General features: G+C 71.9%; 18 protein-coding genes and 1 pseudogene. 9 read left to right on the top strand and 10 right to left on the bottom strand.

Annotated features, from left to right (window positions below; genetic code table 11):
- Together AB0K80_RS27785 and AB0K80_RS27780 are read left to right on the top strand one after the other, a co-directional pair.
- The gene (locus AB0K80_RS27785) at positions 1–687 is read left to right on the top strand and encodes a pyridoxamine 5'-phosphate oxidase family protein (RefSeq protein WP_365674225.1); all 687 of its coding nucleotides are present in this window, start codon (positions 1–3) and stop codon (positions 685–687) included.
- Positions 687–1,319 (top strand): FMN-binding negative transcriptional regulator, encoded by a 633-nt coding sequence (locus AB0K80_RS27780; protein WP_365674222.1) that lies wholly within the window; start codon positions 687–689, stop codon positions 1,317–1,319. Before AB0K80_RS27785 ends, AB0K80_RS27780 begins: the two co-directional genes overlap by 1 nt.
- Before the next feature lie 18 nt (positions 1,320–1,337).
- Here the strand turns inward: AB0K80_RS27780 and AB0K80_RS27775 are convergent, their stop codons facing one another.
- The 4 genes from AB0K80_RS27775 to AB0K80_RS27760 form a co-directional block, all read right to left on the bottom strand.
- Positions 1,338–2,288, bottom strand: coding sequence for an EamA family transporter (locus AB0K80_RS27775; RefSeq protein WP_365674220.1), 951 nt, complete (start codon positions 2,286–2,288; stop codon positions 1,338–1,340).
- Between the two features lie 208 nt (positions 2,289–2,496).
- Positions 2,497–3,501, bottom strand: a complete 1,005-nt coding sequence (locus AB0K80_RS27770) for an EamA family transporter (RefSeq protein WP_365674218.1) — start codon at positions 3,499–3,501, stop codon at positions 2,497–2,499.
- Between the two features lie 70 nt (positions 3,502–3,571).
- Positions 3,572–4,123 carry a Clp protease N-terminal domain-containing protein gene (locus AB0K80_RS27765; protein ID WP_365674216.1) on the bottom strand — a complete coding sequence of 184 codons (552 nt, stop codon included), beginning with the start codon at positions 4,121–4,123 and terminating at the stop codon, positions 3,572–3,574.
- 130 nt (positions 4,124–4,253) lie between these two features.
- Positions 4,254–4,868: a PadR family transcriptional regulator gene (locus tag AB0K80_RS27760; RefSeq protein ID WP_365674213.1), complete on the bottom strand. Its 615-nt coding sequence runs from the start codon at positions 4,866–4,868 to the stop codon at positions 4,254–4,256.
- A gap of 322 nt (positions 4,869–5,190) precedes the next feature.
- On the opposite strand from AB0K80_RS27760, the gene AB0K80_RS27755 reads away from it, so the two are divergent.
- From AB0K80_RS27755 to AB0K80_RS27745, 3 genes and pseudogenes are all read left to right on the top strand, one after another.
- Positions 5,191–5,619 (top strand): VOC family protein, encoded by a 429-nt coding sequence (locus AB0K80_RS27755; protein WP_365674211.1) that lies wholly within the window; start codon positions 5,191–5,193, stop codon positions 5,617–5,619.
- Positions 5,620–5,683: 64 nt separating this feature from the next.
- A pseudogene (locus AB0K80_RS27750) lies at positions 5,684–6,343 on the top strand (methyltransferase domain-containing protein).
- A 127-nt stretch (positions 6,344–6,470) separates the two neighbouring features.
- Entirely contained in the window at positions 6,471–7,289 is an 819-nt protein-coding gene (locus AB0K80_RS27745; protein ID WP_365674209.1) for a PhzF family phenazine biosynthesis protein, read from the top strand.
- A 51-nt stretch (positions 7,290–7,340) separates the two neighbouring features.
- Here the strand turns inward: AB0K80_RS27745 and AB0K80_RS27740 are convergent, their stop codons facing one another.
- Together AB0K80_RS27740 and AB0K80_RS27735 are read right to left on the bottom strand one after the other, a co-directional pair.
- Complete coding sequence (locus AB0K80_RS27740) at positions 7,341–8,153, bottom strand: type II CAAX endopeptidase family protein (protein ID WP_365674207.1); 813 nt, start codon at positions 8,151–8,153, stop codon at positions 7,341–7,343.
- Positions 8,154–8,222: 69 nt separating this feature from the next.
- Entirely contained in the window at positions 8,223–9,737 is a 1,515-nt protein-coding gene (locus AB0K80_RS27735) for a glutamate--cysteine ligase (protein ID WP_365674205.1), read from the bottom strand.
- Between the two features lie 551 nt (positions 9,738–10,288).
- Between AB0K80_RS27735 and AB0K80_RS27730 the strand changes: the two genes are divergently transcribed.
- From AB0K80_RS27730 to AB0K80_RS27720, 3 genes are all read left to right on the top strand, one after another.
- Positions 10,289–10,879 (top strand): hypothetical protein, encoded by a 591-nt coding sequence (locus AB0K80_RS27730; RefSeq protein ID WP_365674203.1) that lies wholly within the window; start codon positions 10,289–10,291, stop codon positions 10,877–10,879.
- 410 nt (positions 10,880–11,289) lie between these two features.
- The gene (locus AB0K80_RS27725) at positions 11,290–11,496 is read left to right on the top strand and encodes a DUF5999 family protein (RefSeq protein WP_365674201.1); all 207 of its coding nucleotides are present in this window, start codon (positions 11,290–11,292) and stop codon (positions 11,494–11,496) included.
- 201 nt (positions 11,497–11,697) lie between these two features.
- Positions 11,698–12,756 (top strand): LacI family DNA-binding transcriptional regulator, encoded by a 1,059-nt coding sequence (locus tag AB0K80_RS27720; protein WP_365674199.1) that lies wholly within the window; start codon positions 11,698–11,700, stop codon positions 12,754–12,756.
- 34 nt (positions 12,757–12,790) lie between these two features.
- Here AB0K80_RS27720 and AB0K80_RS27715 read toward each other — a convergent pair whose 3' ends face one another.
- The 4 genes from AB0K80_RS27715 to AB0K80_RS27700 form a co-directional block, all read right to left on the bottom strand.
- A complete protein-coding gene (locus AB0K80_RS27715; RefSeq protein ID WP_365674197.1) occupies positions 12,791–13,840 on the bottom strand; it encodes an endo-1,4-beta-xylanase in 1,050 nt (349 codons plus the stop codon).
- Positions 13,841–13,893: 53 nt separating this feature from the next.
- A complete protein-coding gene (locus AB0K80_RS27710) occupies positions 13,894–14,658 on the bottom strand; it encodes a carbohydrate ABC transporter permease (RefSeq protein WP_365674392.1) in 765 nt (254 codons plus the stop codon).
- Positions 14,659–14,720: 62 nt separating this feature from the next.
- The gene (locus AB0K80_RS27705) at positions 14,721–15,722 is read right to left on the bottom strand and encodes a sugar ABC transporter permease (protein ID WP_365674195.1); all 1,002 of its coding nucleotides are present in this window, start codon (positions 15,720–15,722) and stop codon (positions 14,721–14,723) included.
- A gap of 6 nt (positions 15,723–15,728) precedes the next feature.
- A complete protein-coding gene (locus AB0K80_RS27700; RefSeq protein ID WP_365674390.1) occupies positions 15,729–17,021 on the bottom strand; it encodes an extracellular solute-binding protein in 1,293 nt (430 codons plus the stop codon).
- Between the two features lie 631 nt (positions 17,022–17,652).
- On the opposite strand from AB0K80_RS27700, the gene AB0K80_RS27695 reads away from it, so the two are divergent.
- Positions 17,653–19,605 (top strand): amino acid transporter, encoded by a 1,953-nt coding sequence (locus tag AB0K80_RS27695; RefSeq protein WP_365674193.1) that lies wholly within the window; start codon positions 17,653–17,655, stop codon positions 19,603–19,605.
- Positions 19,606–19,622: the final 17 nt, after the last annotated feature.

Raw genomic sequence — 19,622 nt, 5'->3', positions numbered from 1 at the left:
ATGCAGGGGACCACGCAGCCGCCGTCACAGCCCGCCACCGCCTACGCCCCGACGGACCGCACCGTCCCCACGCGCTCCCCCCACCGCGCCTCGTACGACAAGGAACTGGTGCACGCGATACTCGACGAGGGCTACGTCTGCCACCTCGGCTTCGTCCGCGACGGCGCGCCCGTGGTGCTGCCCACCCTGTACGGGCGGGTCGGCGAGCGGCTCTACGTGCACGGCTCGACCGGCTCGCGCCCGCTGCGCGCGGCGGGCCAGGCCGATCCGGGCCTGCCGGTCTGCCTCACGGTCACCCACGTCGACGCGCTGGTCCTGGCCCGCTCCGCCTTCCACCACTCCATCAACTACCGCTCCGTGGTGGTGCACGGCATCGCCCGCCAGGTCACCGACGAGCAGGAGAAGCGGCAGGCCCTGGACGCCCTGGTCGACCACGTCGTCCCCGGCCGCGCCGCCGACTCCCGCCCGGCCGACAAGAAGGAGCTCGCCGCCACCGCCGTGCTCCGTCTCGACCTGGAGGAGGTCTCCGCCAAGGTCCGCACCGGCGGCGTCAACGACGAACCCGAGGACCTGGCCCTGCCCCACTGGGCCGGACTCGTCCCGCTGCAGAGGGTCTACGGCACCCCGGTCCCCGACCCCGCCCTGGCGCCCGGTACGGAGGTACCCGGCTACCTGGCGGCCCTGTGATGCTGGTCCACCCCTGGGACGCGCCCCGCGACGACACCGAGTGGCAACGGTGGCTGGCGACCCGCGACTTCGGGCAGCTGGCCGTCAACGGCCCGCCCGGCGAGCCGCCGTTCGTCCAGCCGCTGCACTTCGCCCACGACGCCGAACGCGGCGAGGTCATCACCCACCTGGCCCGCCCCAACCCGCTGTGGCCCGCCCTGGAGGCGGACCCGCAGGTGCTGCTGAGCGTGGTGGACGACTACGTGTACGTGCCGGGCCCCTGGCAGGCCCCGCCGGACGGCCCGCCCAAGCACGGCACCCCGACGAGCCTGTACGCGGCGGTGCAGCTGCGCTGCCGGGCCCATGTCGTGGACGACCCGGCCGAGAAGGCCGCGCTGCTGAACCGCCAGGTCGGCCACTTCCAGCCGGAGGGCGGCTCCGCCCGCGTCGCGGTGGGCGAGCAGCCGTACGGCAGGCTGCTGCCCGGCATCCGCGGGCTGCGGCTCGAAGTGACCGGCGTCCGGGCCAAGTTCAAGTACGCCGGCCGCAAGCCCGGCGCGGTCCAGGACCGGATCGCCGCCGGGCTGGCCGACCGGGGCGGCCCGCGCGACGCCGCGGCGCGGGAACACCTGCTGCGCCGCCGCGGGGCCTGACGGAGCGCCGGAGCACCGTCAGGCGAGCACCGGTTCCTCCGTGCCGCGCCGGGCACCGCGCGCCTCCGCCACCGCGAGTCCGGTGACCGAGCCGAGCATCAGCAGGGTGCCGGTCACGGTGGCCGCCGTCAGGTGCTCACCGAGCAGGACGACGGCGAGCACGGCCGCGCTCACCGGCTCCAGCAGCATGATCACGGACACGGTGGCGGACCGTACGACGGCCGCGCCCGCGAAGTACAGGCCGTACGCCAGCGCCGTGGGGATCGCGGCGACGTAGGCCAGCAGCCACAGGACCCGGACCGGTTCGGCGGTGTGCGGCAGCAGCCCCTCGGCCACGGCGAACGGCAGCAGGCACAGGCTGGTGACGGCGAACGCCCCGACGGTCGCCCCGGCGGCGTCCGTCCCGCCGCCCCGGCCCCAGCGGCGGGTGAGCAGGGTCATCAGGCTGTACCCGGCCGCCGACAGCAGCGCGAGGACGACTCCCCACGGCCGTACGGTCGCCTCGCCGCCGCCCAGGACGAGCACGGCGAGCCCGGCCAGCGCCCCGGCCACGGCGGCGGCCCCGCCGCGGCCGAGCCGCTCCCCGAGGGTGAGCCGGGCCCCCAGGGCGATGAGCACCGGACCGGCGCCCAGGGTGACGACCGTGGCCACGGCGAGGCCGGTGGCCTGCACCGCGGCGAAGTAGGCGGTCTGGAAGACGGCGAGGCCGAGACCGGTGACACCGGCCCGCACGGCCCGGCGGCGCCACGGTTCCCGCGCGCCGCTCCGGCCGCGCGGAGCCGTCAGGCGGGCGGCGAGCAGCAGCACCAGCCCGGCCGCGCAGCGCCAGAAGGACAGGGCGACGGGCCCCATGTCACTGGCCCGGTAGACCAGCGAGGCGGCCGCGCCCGCGGTGCCCCAGGCGGCACCGGCGACGATCAGATAGAGCAGGCCCCGCCCGACGGGCAGGCCCAAGGCAGCATGCGACACGTGATTCTCTCCGCAGACGCGCGACACCCACGGGTGTGTCCGGGGGTGCGCAGAAGTTCGGGAAGGAGCCCCGGCTCGGCGGGGTCCGTGGACTTCTTCTGCGGGCAGCACCGTTCGGCCCGGCGACGTGCCGGGCGGGGTGTCCGGAGGCCCGCCTCAGGCGGCCGGCGGCGGAAGAACGCGTGCGTCCGAATGCATGATCAGCACCCTATGCGGCCGTTTCGGGCGCGGGCAACTCCCTTTCCGGCCCGCCGCTCGCCACCGGCGTGCCGGAACCCTTGGCGGGCGCCGTGGACTGCGCGATGAACGCTCCGGCCAGGACGACCACACCGCCCGCGATCTGCGGCGCGGACAGGTGCTCGCCGAGCAGCACCCAGGCCAGGACGGTCGCGATGACCGCCTCCAGGCAGGCCACCACACCGGCGACCTGCGGCGAGAGCCGGCGCACCGAGAGCACGCCGGTGACGTACGCGAGGACCGTGGCCACCAGCACGATCCAGCCCAGCAGGAGGCCGGCGGCGACCGGTGTGCCGTCCAGAGAGGCGGTGTCCGCGAGCACGGACCACTCCATGGACCAGGGCCGGGCGACGACGGTCAGGACGGCGGCACCGGCCAGCAGGCCGTAGGCGATGACACCGAGCGGGTCGGGTGCCTCGTCCCCGCCGTCGCCGCCCCGGTCGGACAGGACGAAGTAGCCGACCTGGCAGCAGGCCGCGCCGAGCGCCAGCAGGAGCCCGAGGGCGTCGAAACCGAGGCCGGACCACACCTCGACCACGCAGGCGAGTCCGCCCACCGCGAGGACCACGCCGACGGCGGCGGCGCGGGTCACCGGCCGGCGCTGCACGAACCGCACCCAGCCGAGGACCAGCGCGGGCGCCAGGTACTCCACGAGCAGCGCGACACCGACCGGGATGCGGGAGATCGCGGCGAAGTAGCACGCCTGCACCCCGGCCACGGCCAGCAGCCCGAACCCGGCGAGCAGGCCGGGGCGGCGGCGCAGCAGCGCGCGGTGCCGTACGGCCCACGGCAGCATCACCAGCGCCGCGCCCGCCACCCGCAGCCACACCACGTCCAGCGGGTCCAGGCCCGCCTCGATCAGCGGCTTGGCCGCCACACCGGATCCGCCGAAGGCGACCGCGGAGGCGAGGGCGAGTCCGAGCCCCGCGCCCCTCGCGCGGCCGCTCCGGCCGCTGTCTGACGTACGCACCGGCACATGATGACAGGCGACGACAGGAGCGTCACCCTCTATGGCACCTGTCTCACGAGGTGAACAGCCCGGCTGGTCAGGACCGGCCGTCACCGCCCGCGACGCACTCCCGCGACCGGTCCGCGCACCGCTCGAGCACCGCGCGGGCGTCCACCCCGGCACGGCCGAGCACCTCGACGGCCCGGGCCTGCGGTTCGGCGACGATCGCGGCGAGCAGATCGACTCCCCGGGCCGGCCCGGGGCCCCGCCGCGCGGCACGCGCGCAGGCGTCCGCCATGCAGGCCGCGGCCAGCGGCGAGAGGCCGGCGCCCTCCGTCACGACGGGGACGGATCCGGAGTCCTCGACGCCGCTCTGCCAGCGCAGGCCGTAGCCGATGCTGCGCTGGACGAGGTAGCCCAGCAGCCGGGCGATCTGCGCGGCCTCGCCGAGTGCGGCACGCACCTCGGGGTCCGACTCCAGCAGCGAGTGCAGCAGATGGGCGGTGTCGATCTGCCGGTCGCCGTCCCGTACCGCCCTGCGCCGGGCACCGGCGACCACCGCCGCCAGCTCGGCGCTGAGCCGGGCGTCGTTCTGCGCGCGGCGGACGCCCTGTTCGCGGGCCGGCTGCCGGGGGACGTGGGGATGCACACCCCCTACCCCATCAGCCTCGCGGGCCCGGGTCATCGACGGTGCGGAGCATTTCCGCGTCCCACGGAGAGTGGACGCGGACGGCCCGGCCCTCCTCCTTACGGAGGAGAACCGGGCTCGCCGCCGCGGGTCAGTCCTCGTCGGCGAGGATCAGGTACAGCTTCTTGCGGGCCTCGTTGATGACGGCGAGCGCCTTCTCCCGCTGCTCCTTGCTGCCGGTCTTCCAGACCTGCCCGAAGGCCTCCATCAGCCCGAGCCCGGCTTGGCGGATCTCGCTCAGGGCCTCCCAGTCGACCCCCCGCGAGGCCTCCTCCCAGGGCGCCTCGGGGCCCTCCTCGGCCGCGGCGCGGCCGGCCTCGCTGAGCGAGAACAGCTTCTTGCCGCCCTCGGTCTCACTGGTGATCAGCCCCTCGTCCTCCAGCAGCTGGAGGGTCGGGTACACGGAGCCGGGGCTGGGCTTCCACGCCCCGCCGCTGCGCTCGGCGATCTCCTGGATCATCTCGTAGCCGTGCATGGGCCGGTCCTTGAGCAGGGCCAGGATCGAAGCCCGTACGTCCCCGCGCCGGGCCCTGCCCCTCGGCCCGCCCCGCCCCCGGCCGCCCCAGGGCCCCGGCCCGAAGCCGGGACCGAATCCGGGACCACCCGGCCCGAAGGGCCCGAAGGCCGCACGCAGCCCCTCAAAACCACCGCGCCCCTGCCAGGGGCCGCCCTGCCGATGTCCACGCTCGAATCCGTGGGGATGCATCGCCACCACTCTCCATTCCATCGTTGACCTTTCGCGATACGTCAACGATATATCGGAATCATCGCTATGGCAATCCCCGCTTCATGCGTCGCTGTTCGATCCGAACGTGGTGGGATCGGCTCGCAGCCGTTCACTCATGACCGCAACGTCTGACTCCGCCACCGCCTCTGGAGCTGGTGTACTCCACGTCCGCAACGGACTGATCACGCGAGTCCGCGACTACATGGACGGCTCACGAGTCGCCGGCGCCAGGGCCTGACTCAGCCCGTTGGACCCCTGCCCCGAGGTTTGTCTCAACGAACCAAGTCCCTAGGGTGGCCTGATGACATCGATCAAGCAGTTCCAGGTCACCTTCGACTGCGCCGAACCCGAGCGCCTGGCTCGTTTCTGGTGCGAGGTGCTGGGGTACGTCGTACCGCCGCCGCCGGAGGGATTCGCCACCTGGGACGACTTCCAGCGCGCGCAGCCGCCCGAGGAGCGGGATGCGTGGTTCGCCTGTGTCGATCCCTCAGGTGTCGGACCGCGCCTGTACTTCCAGCGCGTGCCCGAAGGCAAGGCCGCCAAGAACCGCGTGCACCTCGATGTGCGGGTCGGCACCGGGCTGCGGGGCCCGGAGCGCCTCGCCGCACTCGAGGCCGAATGCGCCCGGCTGGTCCCGCTCGGCGCGGTCCACGTGCAGACGCTGTACGACGGCGACGACGCGTGCATCCCGATGCTGGACATCGAGGGCAACGAGTTCTGTCTCGACTGAAGCCGGAGGCGACGGTGACAGCCCTGGCCGGCCGGGCCGGCCACGGCCCCCTACGGTCCTCCGCATGACCGAGCCCTCCTACCTCACCGCGGTCCGGGAGTCGTACGACACCGTCGCCGCCGAGTACCTGCGCCGCGTCACACGCCCGGCGGAGCTCGATCCACTGACGCGGGCGATGCTGGGCGCCTTCGCCGAGACCGTGCGGGCGGCCGGCCGGGGGCCGGTCGCCGACCTGGGCTGCGGGCCCGGACTGGTCACGGCGCACCTGGCGGAGCTGGGGGTGCCCGTGCTCGGCGTCGACGTGTCGCCGAAGATGATCGAGCTGGCCCGGTAGGCCTTTCCCCACCTGCGCTTCACCGTGGGGTCCATGACCGCCCTCGCCCTCCCCGACGACCGCCTCGGCGGCATCCTGGCCTACTACTCCACCCACCACACACCGCCCGAGCTGCTGCCCGCCGTGTACGCCGAGTTCCACCGCACCCTGGCCCCCGGCGGCCTGCTGATGCTGGCCGGCCACGTGGGGCAGGGCGAGCGGGTCCGCCCGGGCCAGGCGTACGGCGGCCATCCGGTGAGCTACGAGTCCCATCTGCTGCCGGTGGACCGGATCGCCGAGCTGCTCAGCCGCGCCGGACTCGTCGTCACCGCCCGCCTGGTGCAGGAGCCGGACCCGGGCGCGCGGCGCAGGTACGCCACCGTCCTGGCGTACAAACCCGGCAGCCCGTGACGGCGAGCGGGCCCTGCGCCCCCGGAGCGGGCGCAGGCCGAGGGACCGCGACGGCAGCCGCGAAACCAGTCCAGCAGGACCGTATTGGCCTTGGCCCACGCCTTCGCCGGGCCTCTACCGTCGGGCCATGCGGATTCGAATCGTCGACGCCTTCACCGACCGCCCCTTCGCCGGCAACCCGGCCGGCGTCCTGCTGCTGAACGACGCGGACGCCTTCCCGGACGACACCTGGCTGCAGAACGTGGCCCTGGAGGTGAACCACGCCGAGACCGCGTTCGCCCACCCCCTGCCCCAGGGCGGCGAGGCGGACTGGGCGCTGCGCTGGTTCACCCCCGCCACGGAGGTCGCGATGTGCGGCCACGCCACCCTCGCCACCGCCCACGTGCTGCACACCACCGGCGCCCACCGCGGCCCGGTGCGGTTCGCCACCCGCAGCGGCGTCCTCACCGCGACACCGGCCGAGGACGGCTCGTTCACGCTGGACTTCCCGACCGCCCCGCTCACCCCCGTCGCTCTCCCGGACGGGCTCGCCGAGGCCCTGGGCACCGAGCCGCGCGCCGTCTTCGACACCGGCCCGGCCATCGGCGATCTGCTCCTGGAGGTCACCGACGAGAAGACGGTGCACGGCCTGGCCCCCGACATCAGGGCCCTGGCCGCCCACTCGCGGCGCGGCGTCATCGCAACCGCCCGTGCCGAGGACCCGGCCCGGGGCTACGACTACGTCTCGCGCTGTTTCTTCCCGAACGTCGGCATCGACGAGGACCCGGTCACCGGCAGCGCCCACACCGCACTCGCCCCCTACTGGTCCGAACGCCTCGGCCGCCCGGACCTCACCGGCCTGCAGGCCTCCTCCCGCTCGGGACGGGTCCGCACCCGGCTGCGCGGCGACCGCACCCTGCTGGGCGGCCGGGCCGTGACCGTCATCGACGGCGAGCTGCTCGCCTGAGACACCGCAAGGGGGCGTACGGCACGGTCGTACGCCCCCTTCCGCGGCCCGTCACGCCGTCGGCAGCCAGCCCACCTTGCCCGCCAGCAGGGCGTATCCGACAAACGCCCCGATGTCGAGCAGCGCGTGGGCGACCACCAGGGGGCCGACCCGGCCCCAGCGCCGGTACAGGTACACGAACACCACGCCCATGACCATGTTCCCGACGAAGCCGCCGATGCCCTGGTAGAGGTGGTACGAGCCGCGCAGCACCGCACTGGCGACCAGCGCGGTGCCCGGCGTCCAGCCCAGCTGCCCGAGCCGGCGCAGCAGGTAGCCGACGACGATCACTTCCTCCAGGACCGCGTTCTGGATCGCCGACATGACCAGTACGGGGTACTTCCACCACACGCCGGGCAGCGCCTCGGGCACCACCGTGAGGTTGAAGCCGAGGCCGCGGGCGGCCAGGTAGAAGGCGATGCCGGTGCTGCCGATGACGGCCGCGATCGCCGCGCCGCGGGCCAGGTCCGGCCCGGGCCGGGCGCGGTCGAAGCCGAGGGTGCGCAGGCTCGCTCGCTCCCGCAGCAGGAAGTGCGCCACCAGCGCGACGGGCACCAGCGCCGTGGCGATGCCGAAGAGCTGCCAGGCGAGGTCCAGCCAGGGGCGGCCCGGCGCGGCGGAGGCGTTCATGGTGGCCGCCTGGTCCTTGAGACCGCCCGGCTTGGTGACCGACCCGATGAAGCTGATCAGGGCGGAGACACCGCTCGCGCCGAGCGACAGCCCGAGCACGAGCAGCGTCTCGTCGCGGAGCACGCGCCGCGAGAGCCGCTGCTGGGGGGAAGATTCGGGAACCGACTGCGCTCCCGGGCCCGTCTCCGCCTGCACACCTGCCTCCACTTCACCGACGCTGTCGGATCAGTATGGGGGCAGCGGGATACGGCCGGGGCGGCGCCCTCAGCTCAGCTCCACCGGCTCCGGCAGCCCCACGGGCCAGGTGTGCACCGGGTCGCCCTTCTGCATGAGCTCGCGGTAGCGCCGGGTGGTGGCGGCCAGGGCGTCCTGGCGTGAGAGTCCCTTCTCCGTGGCCTGGTGGAAGGTCGCCGCCTGCCAGGTGGCCCCGTTCACGCGGCGCCGGCAGCGCTCCTCGATCACGCCGAGGTACAGGTCCCGGTCGACGGGCTCCACGCCCCACGCGTCCAGGCCCGCCTCCGCGAGCGGCAGCAGCTCGTCGCGGACCAGGCTGACGGCGTCCACCTCGGTCGTGCCGCCGCGGCCTCGCTTGGGCCAGGTGAAGCGGGCGTCGATGCCGTGCTTGCACGCGGCGTCGAAGTTGGCGGCGGCCGCCTCGAACGGCATGCGGGTCCACACCGGCCGGGCGTCCTCGGCGAGGGCGCGCACGACGCCGTAGTAGAAGGCCGCGTTGGCGACGACGTCGATGACGGTCGGCCCGGCGGGCAGCACACGGTTCTCGACGCGCAGGTGCGGCACACCGTCCGCGATGTCGTAGACCGGGCGGTTCCAGCGGTAGACCGTGCCGTTGTGCAGGACGAGTTCGGCGAGCTTGGGGATGCCGCCCTGGTCCAGCACCTCGAGCGGGTCCTCGTCGTCGCAGATCGGCAGCAGGGCCGGGAAGTAGCGCAGGTTCTCCTCGAACAGGTCGTACGCGGAGCTGATCCACCGCTCGCCGAACCAGGTGCGCGGCCGCACCCCCTGTGCCTGGAGCTCGGGCGGGCGGGTGTCGGTGGACTGCTGGAACAGCGGGGGCCGGGACTCGCGCCACAGCTCGCGGCCGAACAGGAACGGCGAGTTGGCGCCGACGGCGATCTGCGCGGCGGCCACGGTCTGCGCCGCGTTCCACACGTCGGCGAAGCGGGCCGGGGTGACCTGCAGGTGCAGCTGCACGGAGGTGCAGGCGGCCTCGGGCGCGATCGACTTCGACGTGCAGCGCAGGTGCTCCACGCCGTCGATGTCGAGCGCGAAGTCCTCCCCGCGCGCGGCCACGATCTGGTCGTTGAGCAGGGTGTACCGGTCGACGTCGGAGAGGTTGGAGGAGACCAGGTCGTCGCGGTCCAGCGTCGGCAGAATGCCGATCATCACGATTCCCGCGTCGACCTCGGCGGCCTTCCGGTCGGCATAGGCGAGGGACGTGCGCAGTTCCTCCGCGAGCCGGTCGAATACCCGCCCGCCCAGCCGGTGGGGGGCTATGTTGACTTCCAGGTTGAACATGGCGAGTTCTGTTTGGAAATCCCGACTGGCGATGCGTTCCAGGACTTGCGCATTCAACATTTTCGGCATGCCGTCGGCGCCTGTGAGATTCAGCTCGATCTCCAGCCCCATGAGGTTCCTGGGGCGGTCGAACCGCTTCTGCGCCAGCAGCCGCTCCAGGCCCGTCAGGCACCGGCGGAGCTTGTCGCGGTAGAGCTGGCGATCGGACAGGTCGAAGTGACCTGCCACGACCTTCTCCCCCATCGCAGCGTCCCTCCTCGGTTGGGCGGGCCGGCGATCCGGCCGCCGGCGTCATGGTCAGGTGGGATGATGCCCAGCCGAAGCGATCGATAACGTCCTCGCGCGGTCCCGCCGCACGCTACGCTGGTCGATCGTGACCGGTGGCACATTCACCGGGCATGGCGCACAGCGCAGTTTCGGTCGCCCGAGCACTCGTGAAAAACGCCGACAAGAACCGGCCGACCGCTCCGCGGGCATTTCCCGAGGTCACCGCCGCGCACCCTGCCGGGAATGGGGATGTATCCCGCATATCACCGACCGAATGTACTCTTGTTCTACTCACCGGAAACGGCTAGACGAAACACAGTCTGAACACGTGTCGTATAAACTCCGCGAACAAGGCAGAAGGTTGGCGCCCCGGTCAGGATCCTGCCGGCGAGGTGTCGTGCGGCACATCTCACCCTCACCTCTCGTTCTCCGACCCCGGCCCCTGCCTCTCTGACCTCTTCGCGAGCAGACAGCGCCGTCCGCCACGCCCTCGCGCCACCGTGCCTTCGAATGAGAGGCGACCCACCATGCCGCTGCATGTCCCTCCGGCTCCCGCGCCCGCCCTGCGTTCCGTCCTGACCGCGCTCTCCTCGCCCACCGCGGTCCGCGAGGCCCGAACTCCCGCCCTGCTCGCCGCCCAGGGGCCCGCCACACCAGAGCTCCCGCTGCCCGTCCACGTCCTCGACCGGGTCACCCCCGAGGGCGTTCCCGCCACCCGTCTGACCGGCTGGCGCTTCCTGATCCGTTGCGGCGACCGCGCGGTGGCCGCGGCCGAGACGCGGCTGACCCCTGACGGGTGGGCCTTCTCCCACTTCTTCGAGGGCCCCTACATCGCCTCGACGGAGCGCGCGCTCCGGCAGGCCGAGTCGGTGGCGCAGCCGTACCAGCCGCGCCTGCTGTCGGTGCCCGGCCTGTACATGCTGACGCTGTGGCTGCACGGCGACTGCGCCGCGGACGCGGCCACCGGCCACCCCGCCGCCACCGATCTGCTGGTCCCGCTGGCACCCGCACCCCCCGGCATCGCGGCCCACCGGCCCCACCGGGTCGCGGACCTGCTCCCGGTGCTGACCCACCGCACGATCCCGCCCACCCCGCCGCTGCTCGGCTCTCCCGCCTGACCCACCGGCCGGCCAACCCCGCGTACCCCGTCGCCTGCCTTTTCCGGGCGGCGGGGTACGTCTTTGCATTCGAGCCGACAAGTGCTCGTACGAGCCCTGAAGTCGCTCTTACGAGCCGTAATTCGCTCGGACGAGCCGCCCAGGACCTGTGCCCCGGCCGGACTAGCCCCATCCGGCCCCCCGAACCCCCCGAAGGGACAGGGCAGTTGGGATGAACCAGCCGGGCGGGTGAGGCGTCATCAATCTGTGAAGAAGCGGTGCCGTGAAATGCCTGCGGAATGACGCCCGTGGGGCAACACTGGGTTCCGACCGACTTATCTTGACGGGGGGCGGCCATGAACGAGAATTCAAGCCGCGCAACAGACACGACAGTCACCTCACCCATCACGACAGAGCGAAAGATCCCACCCATGTGCCTGCACCAGCCACCGTGCCCCTCAGCCGACTCCGCCGACCGGGAGTCCGCCCGACTCGTGGCGCACCACCCGGAACAGGGCTGGAGTCTGCTGTGCAACGGCGTGGTCCTCTTCGAGGACACCGGTGAGCTCCTGCCGGACGGCCGGATCATCGCCCCGCACCGTCCGCTGGACGCCGACCGGGTGATGACCGCCGCCTGAGCACCGCCGGGCGGAGCGACACCCCGCCCGGAGACATGAGGGGCCGGCCCGCAGCGCTCCTGCGCTCCGGCCCCGACGCGTGTCCGGCCGCGGTCACTCACCGTGCCCGCCCGTACGAGCCCCGTGCCGCTTCCGTGGGCGCCCGTTTTCCGGAAGACTCCTGGACGTTTCGTCGGGCCCGTCGACGGAGGTGGGGGGGAAGTGGCAGGACGCGAGGCCGGCGCAGCGGCGGCTTCCGGGGACCGGGGCCGCATCACGATCACCGAGATCGCCCGGCAGGCGGGAGTCTCGGTACCGACCGTGTCGCGGGTCGTCAACGGCCGCTCCGACGTGTCCCCGGCCACCCGGGCGCGCGTCGAGGATCTGCTGCTGCGGCACGGCTACCGCAAACGCCCCGCCCCCTCCACCACCCGTGCCCAGGGCGCCGCCCTGCTCGACCTTGTCTTCCACGACCTCGACAGCCCCTGGGCCGTGGAGATCATCCGGGGTGTGGAAGAGGTGGCGCACGCGGCCGGGGTGGGCACCGTGGTGTCGGCGATCCACGGGCGCTCGGGCGACGCCCGGGAGTGGATGCGGAACCTGCGCTCCCGGGCCTCCGACGGCGTCATCCTCGTCACCTCGGCCCTGGAGCCGGTGCTCCACGAGGAACTGCGTGTCCTCGGCGTGCCCTTGGTGGTCGTCGACCCGGCGGGCTCGCCGGCCCTGGACGTGCCCACCATCGGCGCCGCCAACTGGTCGGGAGGCCTGGCGGCCACCGAGCACCTGCTCTCCCTCGGCCACCGCCGGATCGGCCTGATCGCCGGGCCGCCCCGGCTGCTGTGCTCCCGGGCCCGCCTCGACGGCTACCGCGCGGCCCTGGACGGCGCGGGCATCACCCCGGACGACTCCCTGATCGTCCCCGGCGACTTCCGCCCCGACTCCGGCTTCACCGGCTGCACCGCGCTGCTGGGCCTGCCCGAGCCGCCCACCGCGGTGTTCGCGACCAGCGACCAGATGGCGCTCGGCGCGATCGAGGCGCTGCGCCGACGGGGGCTCCGCGTGCCGCAGGAGATGAGCGTGGTCGGTTTCGACGACCTTCCGGAAGTGCGCTGGTCGGCCCCGCCGTTGACCACCGTGCGCCAGCCGCTGGCCGACATGGGCAGGCTCGCCGTCCGCACGGTGCTGCACCTGGCCCGCGACGAGCAGCCGGACGCGCCGCGGGTGGAGCTGGGGACCGAACTGGTGGTGCGGTCGAGCACCGCACCACCAGCGGCCCGGTGAGGCCCTATTCCCGGCGACCGTGCGGGGGCGTCGGTTACGACAACGCCTCGCGGATCGCGTAGTACGCCGGCTTGGGCCGCAGTTGCTCGTCCCACGGCAGTGCCGCGCCCTCACCGGGGAAGAACGCCGGGATCCACGAGTACTTGTCGGTGTAGTCCCAGATGGTGATGCCGACGCACCGGCGCACGGCCAGGCACGCCTCGGTCAGCTCCCGGTACCACTCGGCCTGCTGGGCGAGCTTCTCCTCCGTCGCGGGCAGTTGCATGCGCACGTCGACCTCGGTGAGGGAGGTGTCCAGCCCCAGCCTCGAGAAGCGGCGCAGGTTGTCCTCCAGGGTGTCCGGATAGCCGTACTGGAGGGCGAGATGGGCCTGGAAGCCGATGCCGTGCAGGGGGACGCCCTTGGCCTTCAGCTCCTTGGCCAGCTGGTAGTAGGCGTCGCTCTTCGGGCCGATCGCCTCGATGTTGTAGTCGTTGAGGTACAGCTTGACGCGGGGGTCGGCCTGGTGGGCCCAGCGCAGCGCGTCCGCGATGTAGCCGGGGCCGAGCGTCTTGTAGAAGACCGTCTCCCGGTAGGTGCCGTCCTCGTTGAACGCCTCGTTGACGACGTCCCAGGCGAACACCTTGCCCCGGTAGTGCCGTACCTCCGTCTGGATGTGTTTCTTCAGTACGGCCCTGAGCTCGGCGGCCGTCCAGTCGCGGCTGGTGAGCCAGTCCGGCAGCTGGCTGTGCCAGACCAGGGTGTGGCCGCGCACCTTCTGGCGGTGGGCGCGGGCGAGGTTCACGATCTCGTCGCCCTGGGTGAAGTCGAACACGCCCTGCTGCGGCTCGGTGGCGTACCACTTCATGCCGTTGCCGGGGGTGATCTGGCCGAACTCGCTGCCGAGCAGGGCAGTGTAGGGCTCGTCGGTGAGCTCCGGGTTGTCGGTGGCGCTGCCGAAGTAGCGGCCGTGGCGCTGGGCGAGCTCGGCGAGGGTGGGCGGGGCCTGTCCGGCCTGCGCGGCCGGGCCGGTGGCGACACCGGCGGCGACCAGGACGGTGGCGAGGGCCCCGGCGAGTCTGAGGCGGGTACGGGCCGTGCGCATAGTGCTACTCCTCACGGTGCGGTGGGGGTGAGCCGTACGTCCGCGGGCGCGGGTCATCCCTTCGTGGCGCCGGCGGTGAGGCCGCCGACGAGCTGGCGCTCGGCGACCGAGTAGAAGGCGAGGGCGGGGACCATGGCCAGGACGAGGTAGGCGAAGACGCGCGCGTACTCCGTGGCGTACTGGCCCTGGAACTGCTGGACACCGATGGGGATGGTCCACCAGGTGTCCTCGGTGAACACCAGCAGCGGCAGGAAGAAGTTGTTCCAGCTGGTGACGACCGCGAGCACGGAGACCGTGCCGAGCGCGGGACGGGCCATGGGCAGCAGCACCCGCCAGAAGAAGGCGACCGGCCCGCAGCCGTCGAGGGTGGCCGCCTCCTCCAGTTCCCCGGGGATCTCCCGGAAGAAGCCGCGCAGGATGATGATGGTCATCGGCAGCCCGAACGCGGCCTGAGGGAGGATCACGCCCAGCGGGTTGTCCAGCAGGCCCATCGAGCGCAGCAGCAGGAACAGCGGCAGGGCGGCCACCGCGAAGGGGAACATCAGTCCCATCGTGAACAGCGTGAAGAGCAACTCCCGTCCGCGGAAGGCGAACCGCGCGAAGGAGAACGCGGCCAGCGCGGACACCGCCACCACGATGACGGTGGTCGCCACCGCGATCAGCGTGCTGTTGCCGACCATCCGCCAGAAGCTCCCCGAGCCCAGGATGTCGCCGTAGTTGGAGAACACCCACGGGTCGGGCAGCCCGACCGTGTTGCGGGAGAGCTGGTCGGTGGACTTGAAGCCGGACAGCACGGCGTACAGCAGCGGTGCGGCCATCGCTGCGCCGACGGCGACGAGGATCACGTGCAGCGGCAGTGTCTTGGCGCGCGGCTTGGCCGTCACTTGGCGTCTCCCCTCATCGTCGTGGTGGCCCCTTCGAGGTCGCGGCGGAGCACGAACCGCTGGTAGGCGAGGGCGAAGACGAGGCTGATGCCGAACATGACCACGCTGATCGCGCTGGCGTAGCCGACCTGGTAGCGCTTGAAGCCGTACTGGAACATGGTCACGGCCATGGTCTCCGAGTGGTGGTCGGGCCCGCCCTGGGTGACCACCCACACCAGGTCGAACAGCTGGATCGCCCCGATGACGGACAGGAACACGCTGATGCGCAGGGTGGGCGCGAGCAGCGGCAGGGTGACGCTGCGGAAGCGCTGCCAGGGCCCGGCGCCGTCGACGATCGCGGCCTCGGTCAACTCCCGGGGAATGGACTGGAGTCCGGCCAGGTACAGCATCATGTGGAAGCCGAAGTACTTCCAGGTCATGACGAGGAAGAGGGTCGCCATCACCGTGGACGGGTCGGCGAACCACTCCCCGCCCACCCCGTCCAGGCCGACCTTGCCGAGGATCTGGTCGGCCAGGCCGTCGTCGGGGGCGAAGATCATGCCGAACAGCACGCCGGTGATGGCCTCGGACAGCACGTACGGCGCGAAGAACAGCATCCGGTACACGGCCCGGCCGCGGATCTTCTGGTTGAGCAGGACGGCCATGGCCAGCGCGAACGGCAGCTGGATCACGAGGGAGAGCACGACCAGGACGAGGCAGCGCCACAGGTCGCCGAGGAACACCGGGTCCTTGAACAGGCGGGTGAAGTTGTCGGCGCCGACGTAGTCGGAGGGCATGCCGAAGCCGCCCCAGCGGAAGAACGCGGCGTACAGGGCGAACAGGATCGGCAGCAGCACCAGCACGCCGAACAGCGCCAGGGCGGGGAGCTGGAAGCCGACCGCGGTGAGCCAGTGCAGGGTGCGCCGGCGCCGGCGTCCCCGGGCCCGCTCGGCGGCGGACGGATGCGGCGGGCCGAGGTCGGGGCCGGTCCGCTTGTCCGGCAGGAACGTGGAGGTCATCGCCGGCTACTGCTCTTCCTTCGCGGTCTTCGTGATCGACTCGGTGACCTGTTCGGGCGACTTGGACCCGGCGATGAGCGCGGCGACGCTGTCGTTGACCTCCTGGCCGACGGCGGGCGCGTACGCCTGGTCGAGGTAGAGCTGGAAGCCGGTGGCGGCCTTCAACTGGGCTTGTACGGCCTTGAGGTTGGGGTCGGTGAGCGCGCTCTCGGCGGCCGGGACGACCGGCAGGACACCGGTCTTCTTGACCAGTTCGGTGTCGGTGGTCGCGGAGGCGAAGAACTTCAGGAAGTCCACGGCGGCCTGCGGGGCGCCCCGGCGCAGGGCGTGGCCGCCGCCTCCGCCGAACACCTCGGTGAGGGCGCCCTTCCCGCCCTCGACCGCGGGGAAGGGGAAGAAGCCCAGGTCCTTGCCGAGGCCCTTGCCCGCGTCGGCCTGGACGACCGGCGCCCACTGGCCCATGAGTTCCATAGCGGCCTTGCCGTTGCCGACGGTGGCGGCCTGGCCGGTGGGCGTGGAATAGGCGGCGCCGAGGAAACCCTTCTGGAACGGCTGGAGCGCGACGAGCTCCTTCAGGTGCCGCCCGGCCTCCACGAAGGCCGCGTCCGTGAAGTCCTTGGCGTCGTACGCCTTCTGCAGCGCCCCGGCTCCGGCGGTGCGCATCGCGAGGTAGGCCCAGTAGTACATGCCGGGCCACTTCTCCTTGCCGGCCAGGGCGAGCGGGGTGATGCCGGCGGACTTCAGCTTGCGTACGGCGTCGAGGAAGCCGCTCCAGGTGGTCGGGGGTGCGCTGATCCCGGCCTTCTTGAAGAGCGCCTTGTTGTACCAGAAGCCGATCATGCCGATGTCGAACGGGATGCCGTACACCTGCTTCTCGACGAGGTACGGCTGCTTGGCGACCGGCAGCAGACCCTCGGCGAAGTCCTTGGTGCGGTCCGTGAGGTCCTCGACGAGCCCGGCGTCGACCTGCTGCCTGAGCACGCCGCCGCCCCAGGTGTGGAAGATGTCCGGCAGTTTCCCGGAGGCCGTCAGGGCCGTCATCTTCGACTTGTAGGCGTCGTTCTCCAGCTGGACGATCTTTATCTTGACCTTGGGGTTCTGCGCCTCGAACTTGCGGGCGAGGGCCGCCCAGACGGTCTTGGCGGGCTCGGTGGTCGAGATGTTCCACCACTCGATCGTGGTCGTCCCCGACGACCCTCCGTCCGAGTCTCCGCCGCAACCGCTCAGTGCCGTCATGCTCAGACCGGCCGCGGCGGAGGCCGCCAGGAAGCCGCGGCGGGACAGTGCCGGGTCGCCCATCATGCGCTCCTTGGGTACGGGACGGGCGTGCATGCCTCGTCCGCTGCTTCGAAACTTTCGATTCTGATCCAGAAAGCTGCGCTGCTGCCGCACCCTAGAGACAGCCGCCAAAGTGTGGCAACCCCTTGAACGCAGTGAATCTGCCACCAACCCGAGCACAGCGCCGGGCACCTGACGCCTGGACAGGTGGGTGGTGCCGGTTCTGACGGGCATCACACCGTCGGCCAAGACACCCGAAGGCGAAACTTTCGGCTCAATAAGCGAACGTTACGGGCGTGCGGGAGCGGCCCCGGACACGGGCACAAGGCGGCGTTCCCGCACCGGGAGCGCGCCACCACACCGTCCGGGCGAGCCGGGGGCGTGACACAGGGTGTCCGGCTCCCTCAGGGGAGCAAGGCGCGCCGCCGACCGGTCGACATCACCTCCGAGACCGCTGCCACCTGGCCTTTTACCGGTCCCTGACCGGGACTTGACGCTCGCCGACCCCGAACCTCCGAGTCTTAACGCAAGCTTGACGCCGCCCGACCCCCTCATCCATGGGCCTGTGCATCACTCTCTGTTTACGCTGGTCCCGCCGTCCGTGTGAGGGGCGAGCACCTCGCGCCGAGCCGCACCGTTGGAGAACACGTCCATGACCGTCACCGAACAACCGCCCAGTCGTCTGCGGAGCTGGATGCTGGAGGGCCTGTCGGACATGGGCAGGGCGGGCGGCCACACCGGGCCGCACTCCGAACCCGAACCGCCGCACAAAGGCCAGCCCTGGTACCGGGTGATGTGCCTGACCGGCGTCGACTACTTCTCCACCCTGGGCTACCAGCCCGGCATCGCCGCCCTGGCGGCCGGAGCGCTCTCCCCCGTCGCCACCATCGTGCTGGTGCTCGTCACCCTGGCCGGGGCGCTGCCCGTCTACCGCCGGGTCGCCGAGGAGAGCCCGCACGGCGAGGGCTCGATCTCGATGCTGGAGCGGCTGCTGTCCTTCTGGCAGGGCAAGCTGTTCGTGCTGACCCTGCTCGGCTTCGCCGCCACCGACTTCCTGATCACCATCACGTTGTCGGCCGCCGACGCCTCCACCCACCTGGTGGAGAACCCGCACCTGAACAGTGTCCTGCACCACCAGCGGATGCTGATCACGCTGGTGCTGGTCGCCCTGCTCGGCGCGGTGTTCCTCAAGGGCTTCCTCGAGGCCATCGGTGTGGCGGTGGTGCTGGTGGGCCTCTACCTCGGGCTGAACCTGGTCGTGGTCGTCGTCGGCCTGTGGCACGTGATGACCGCCGGCCATGTCGTCACCGACTGGACCAGCGCCCTGACCGCACAGCACGGCGACGTCCTGACCATGGTGGGGGTGGCCCTGCTGGTCTTCCCCAAGCTCGCGCTCGGTCTGTCCGGGTTCGAGACGGGGGTCGCCGTCATGCCGCACGTGAAGGGCGACGACAGCGACACGGAGGAGAACCCGGCGGGCCGGATCCGGGACACCAAGAAGCTGCTGACGGCTGCCGCGCTCATCATGAGCGGCTTCCTGATCACGACCAGCTTCATCACGACCCTGCTCATCCCGGAGCGGGAGTTCCAGGACGGGGGCCAGGCCAACGGCCGCGCCCTGGCCTACCTGGCGCACGCCTACCTGGGCAACACCTTCGGCACCGTCTACGACGTCTCCACCATCGCCATCCTCTGGTTCGCCGGTGCCTCCGCGATGGCCGGGCTGCTCAACCTGATGCCCCGCTACCTGCCCCGCTACGGCATGGCCCCGCACTGGGCCCGTGCCGTGCGGCCCATGGTCATCGTCTTCACCCTGATCGGCTTCCTGGTCACCTGGATCTTCGACGCCGACGTCGACGCCCAGGGCGGTGCCTACGCCACCGGTGTGCTGGTCCTGATCAGCTCGGCCGCCATCGCCGTGACCATCGCCGCCCGCAAGGCCGGCCAGCGCGGCTGGACCATCGCCTTCGCGGTCATCTCCGCGGTGTTCCTCTACACGACCGTCGCCAACGTCATCGAGCGCCCGGACGGTGTGAAGATCGGCGCCTGCTTCATCGCGGGCATCATCCTGCTCTCCCTCGTCTCCCGGCTGGCCCGCGCCTTCGAGCTGCGCGTCACGAGCGTCACCCTGGACCCGATGGCGGAGCGCTTCGTCCGCGACATGGCCCACCGCACGATCCGCTTCATCGCCAACGAGCCCGACCGGCGTGACAAGGCCGAGTACCGCGACAAGATCGAGCAGATACGCCAGGACAACGACGTGGCTCTCCTGGAGGACTTCGTCTTCGTCGAGGTCACCGTCACCGACCCGTCGGAGTTCGAGGCCGGCCTGACGGTGCGCGGCGAGGTCCTGCACGACCGCTACCGCGTCCTGACCCTGGAGTCGTCCTCCATCCCCAACGCCCTGGCCGCGCTCCTCCTGCACGTCCGCGACACCACCGGCCGCCTCCCCCACATCTACTTCGAGTGGACGGAGGGCGGTCCCTTCGCCAACTTCCTGCGCTTCTTCCTCTTCGGCCAGGGGGAGGTCGCCCCCGTCACCCGGGAGGTGCTGCGGGAAGCCGAGCCCGACCGGCAGCGGCGGCCGAGGGTCCACGTGGGCTGACCCCCCGCCTTGCGGTC

This window comes from Streptomyces sp. NPDC052682 (assembly GCF_040678435.1).
Taxonomy (GTDB): domain Bacteria; phylum Actinomycetota; class Actinomycetes; order Streptomycetales; family Streptomycetaceae; genus Streptomyces.
This window is presented reverse-complemented; position numbering and strand designations above follow the sequence as displayed.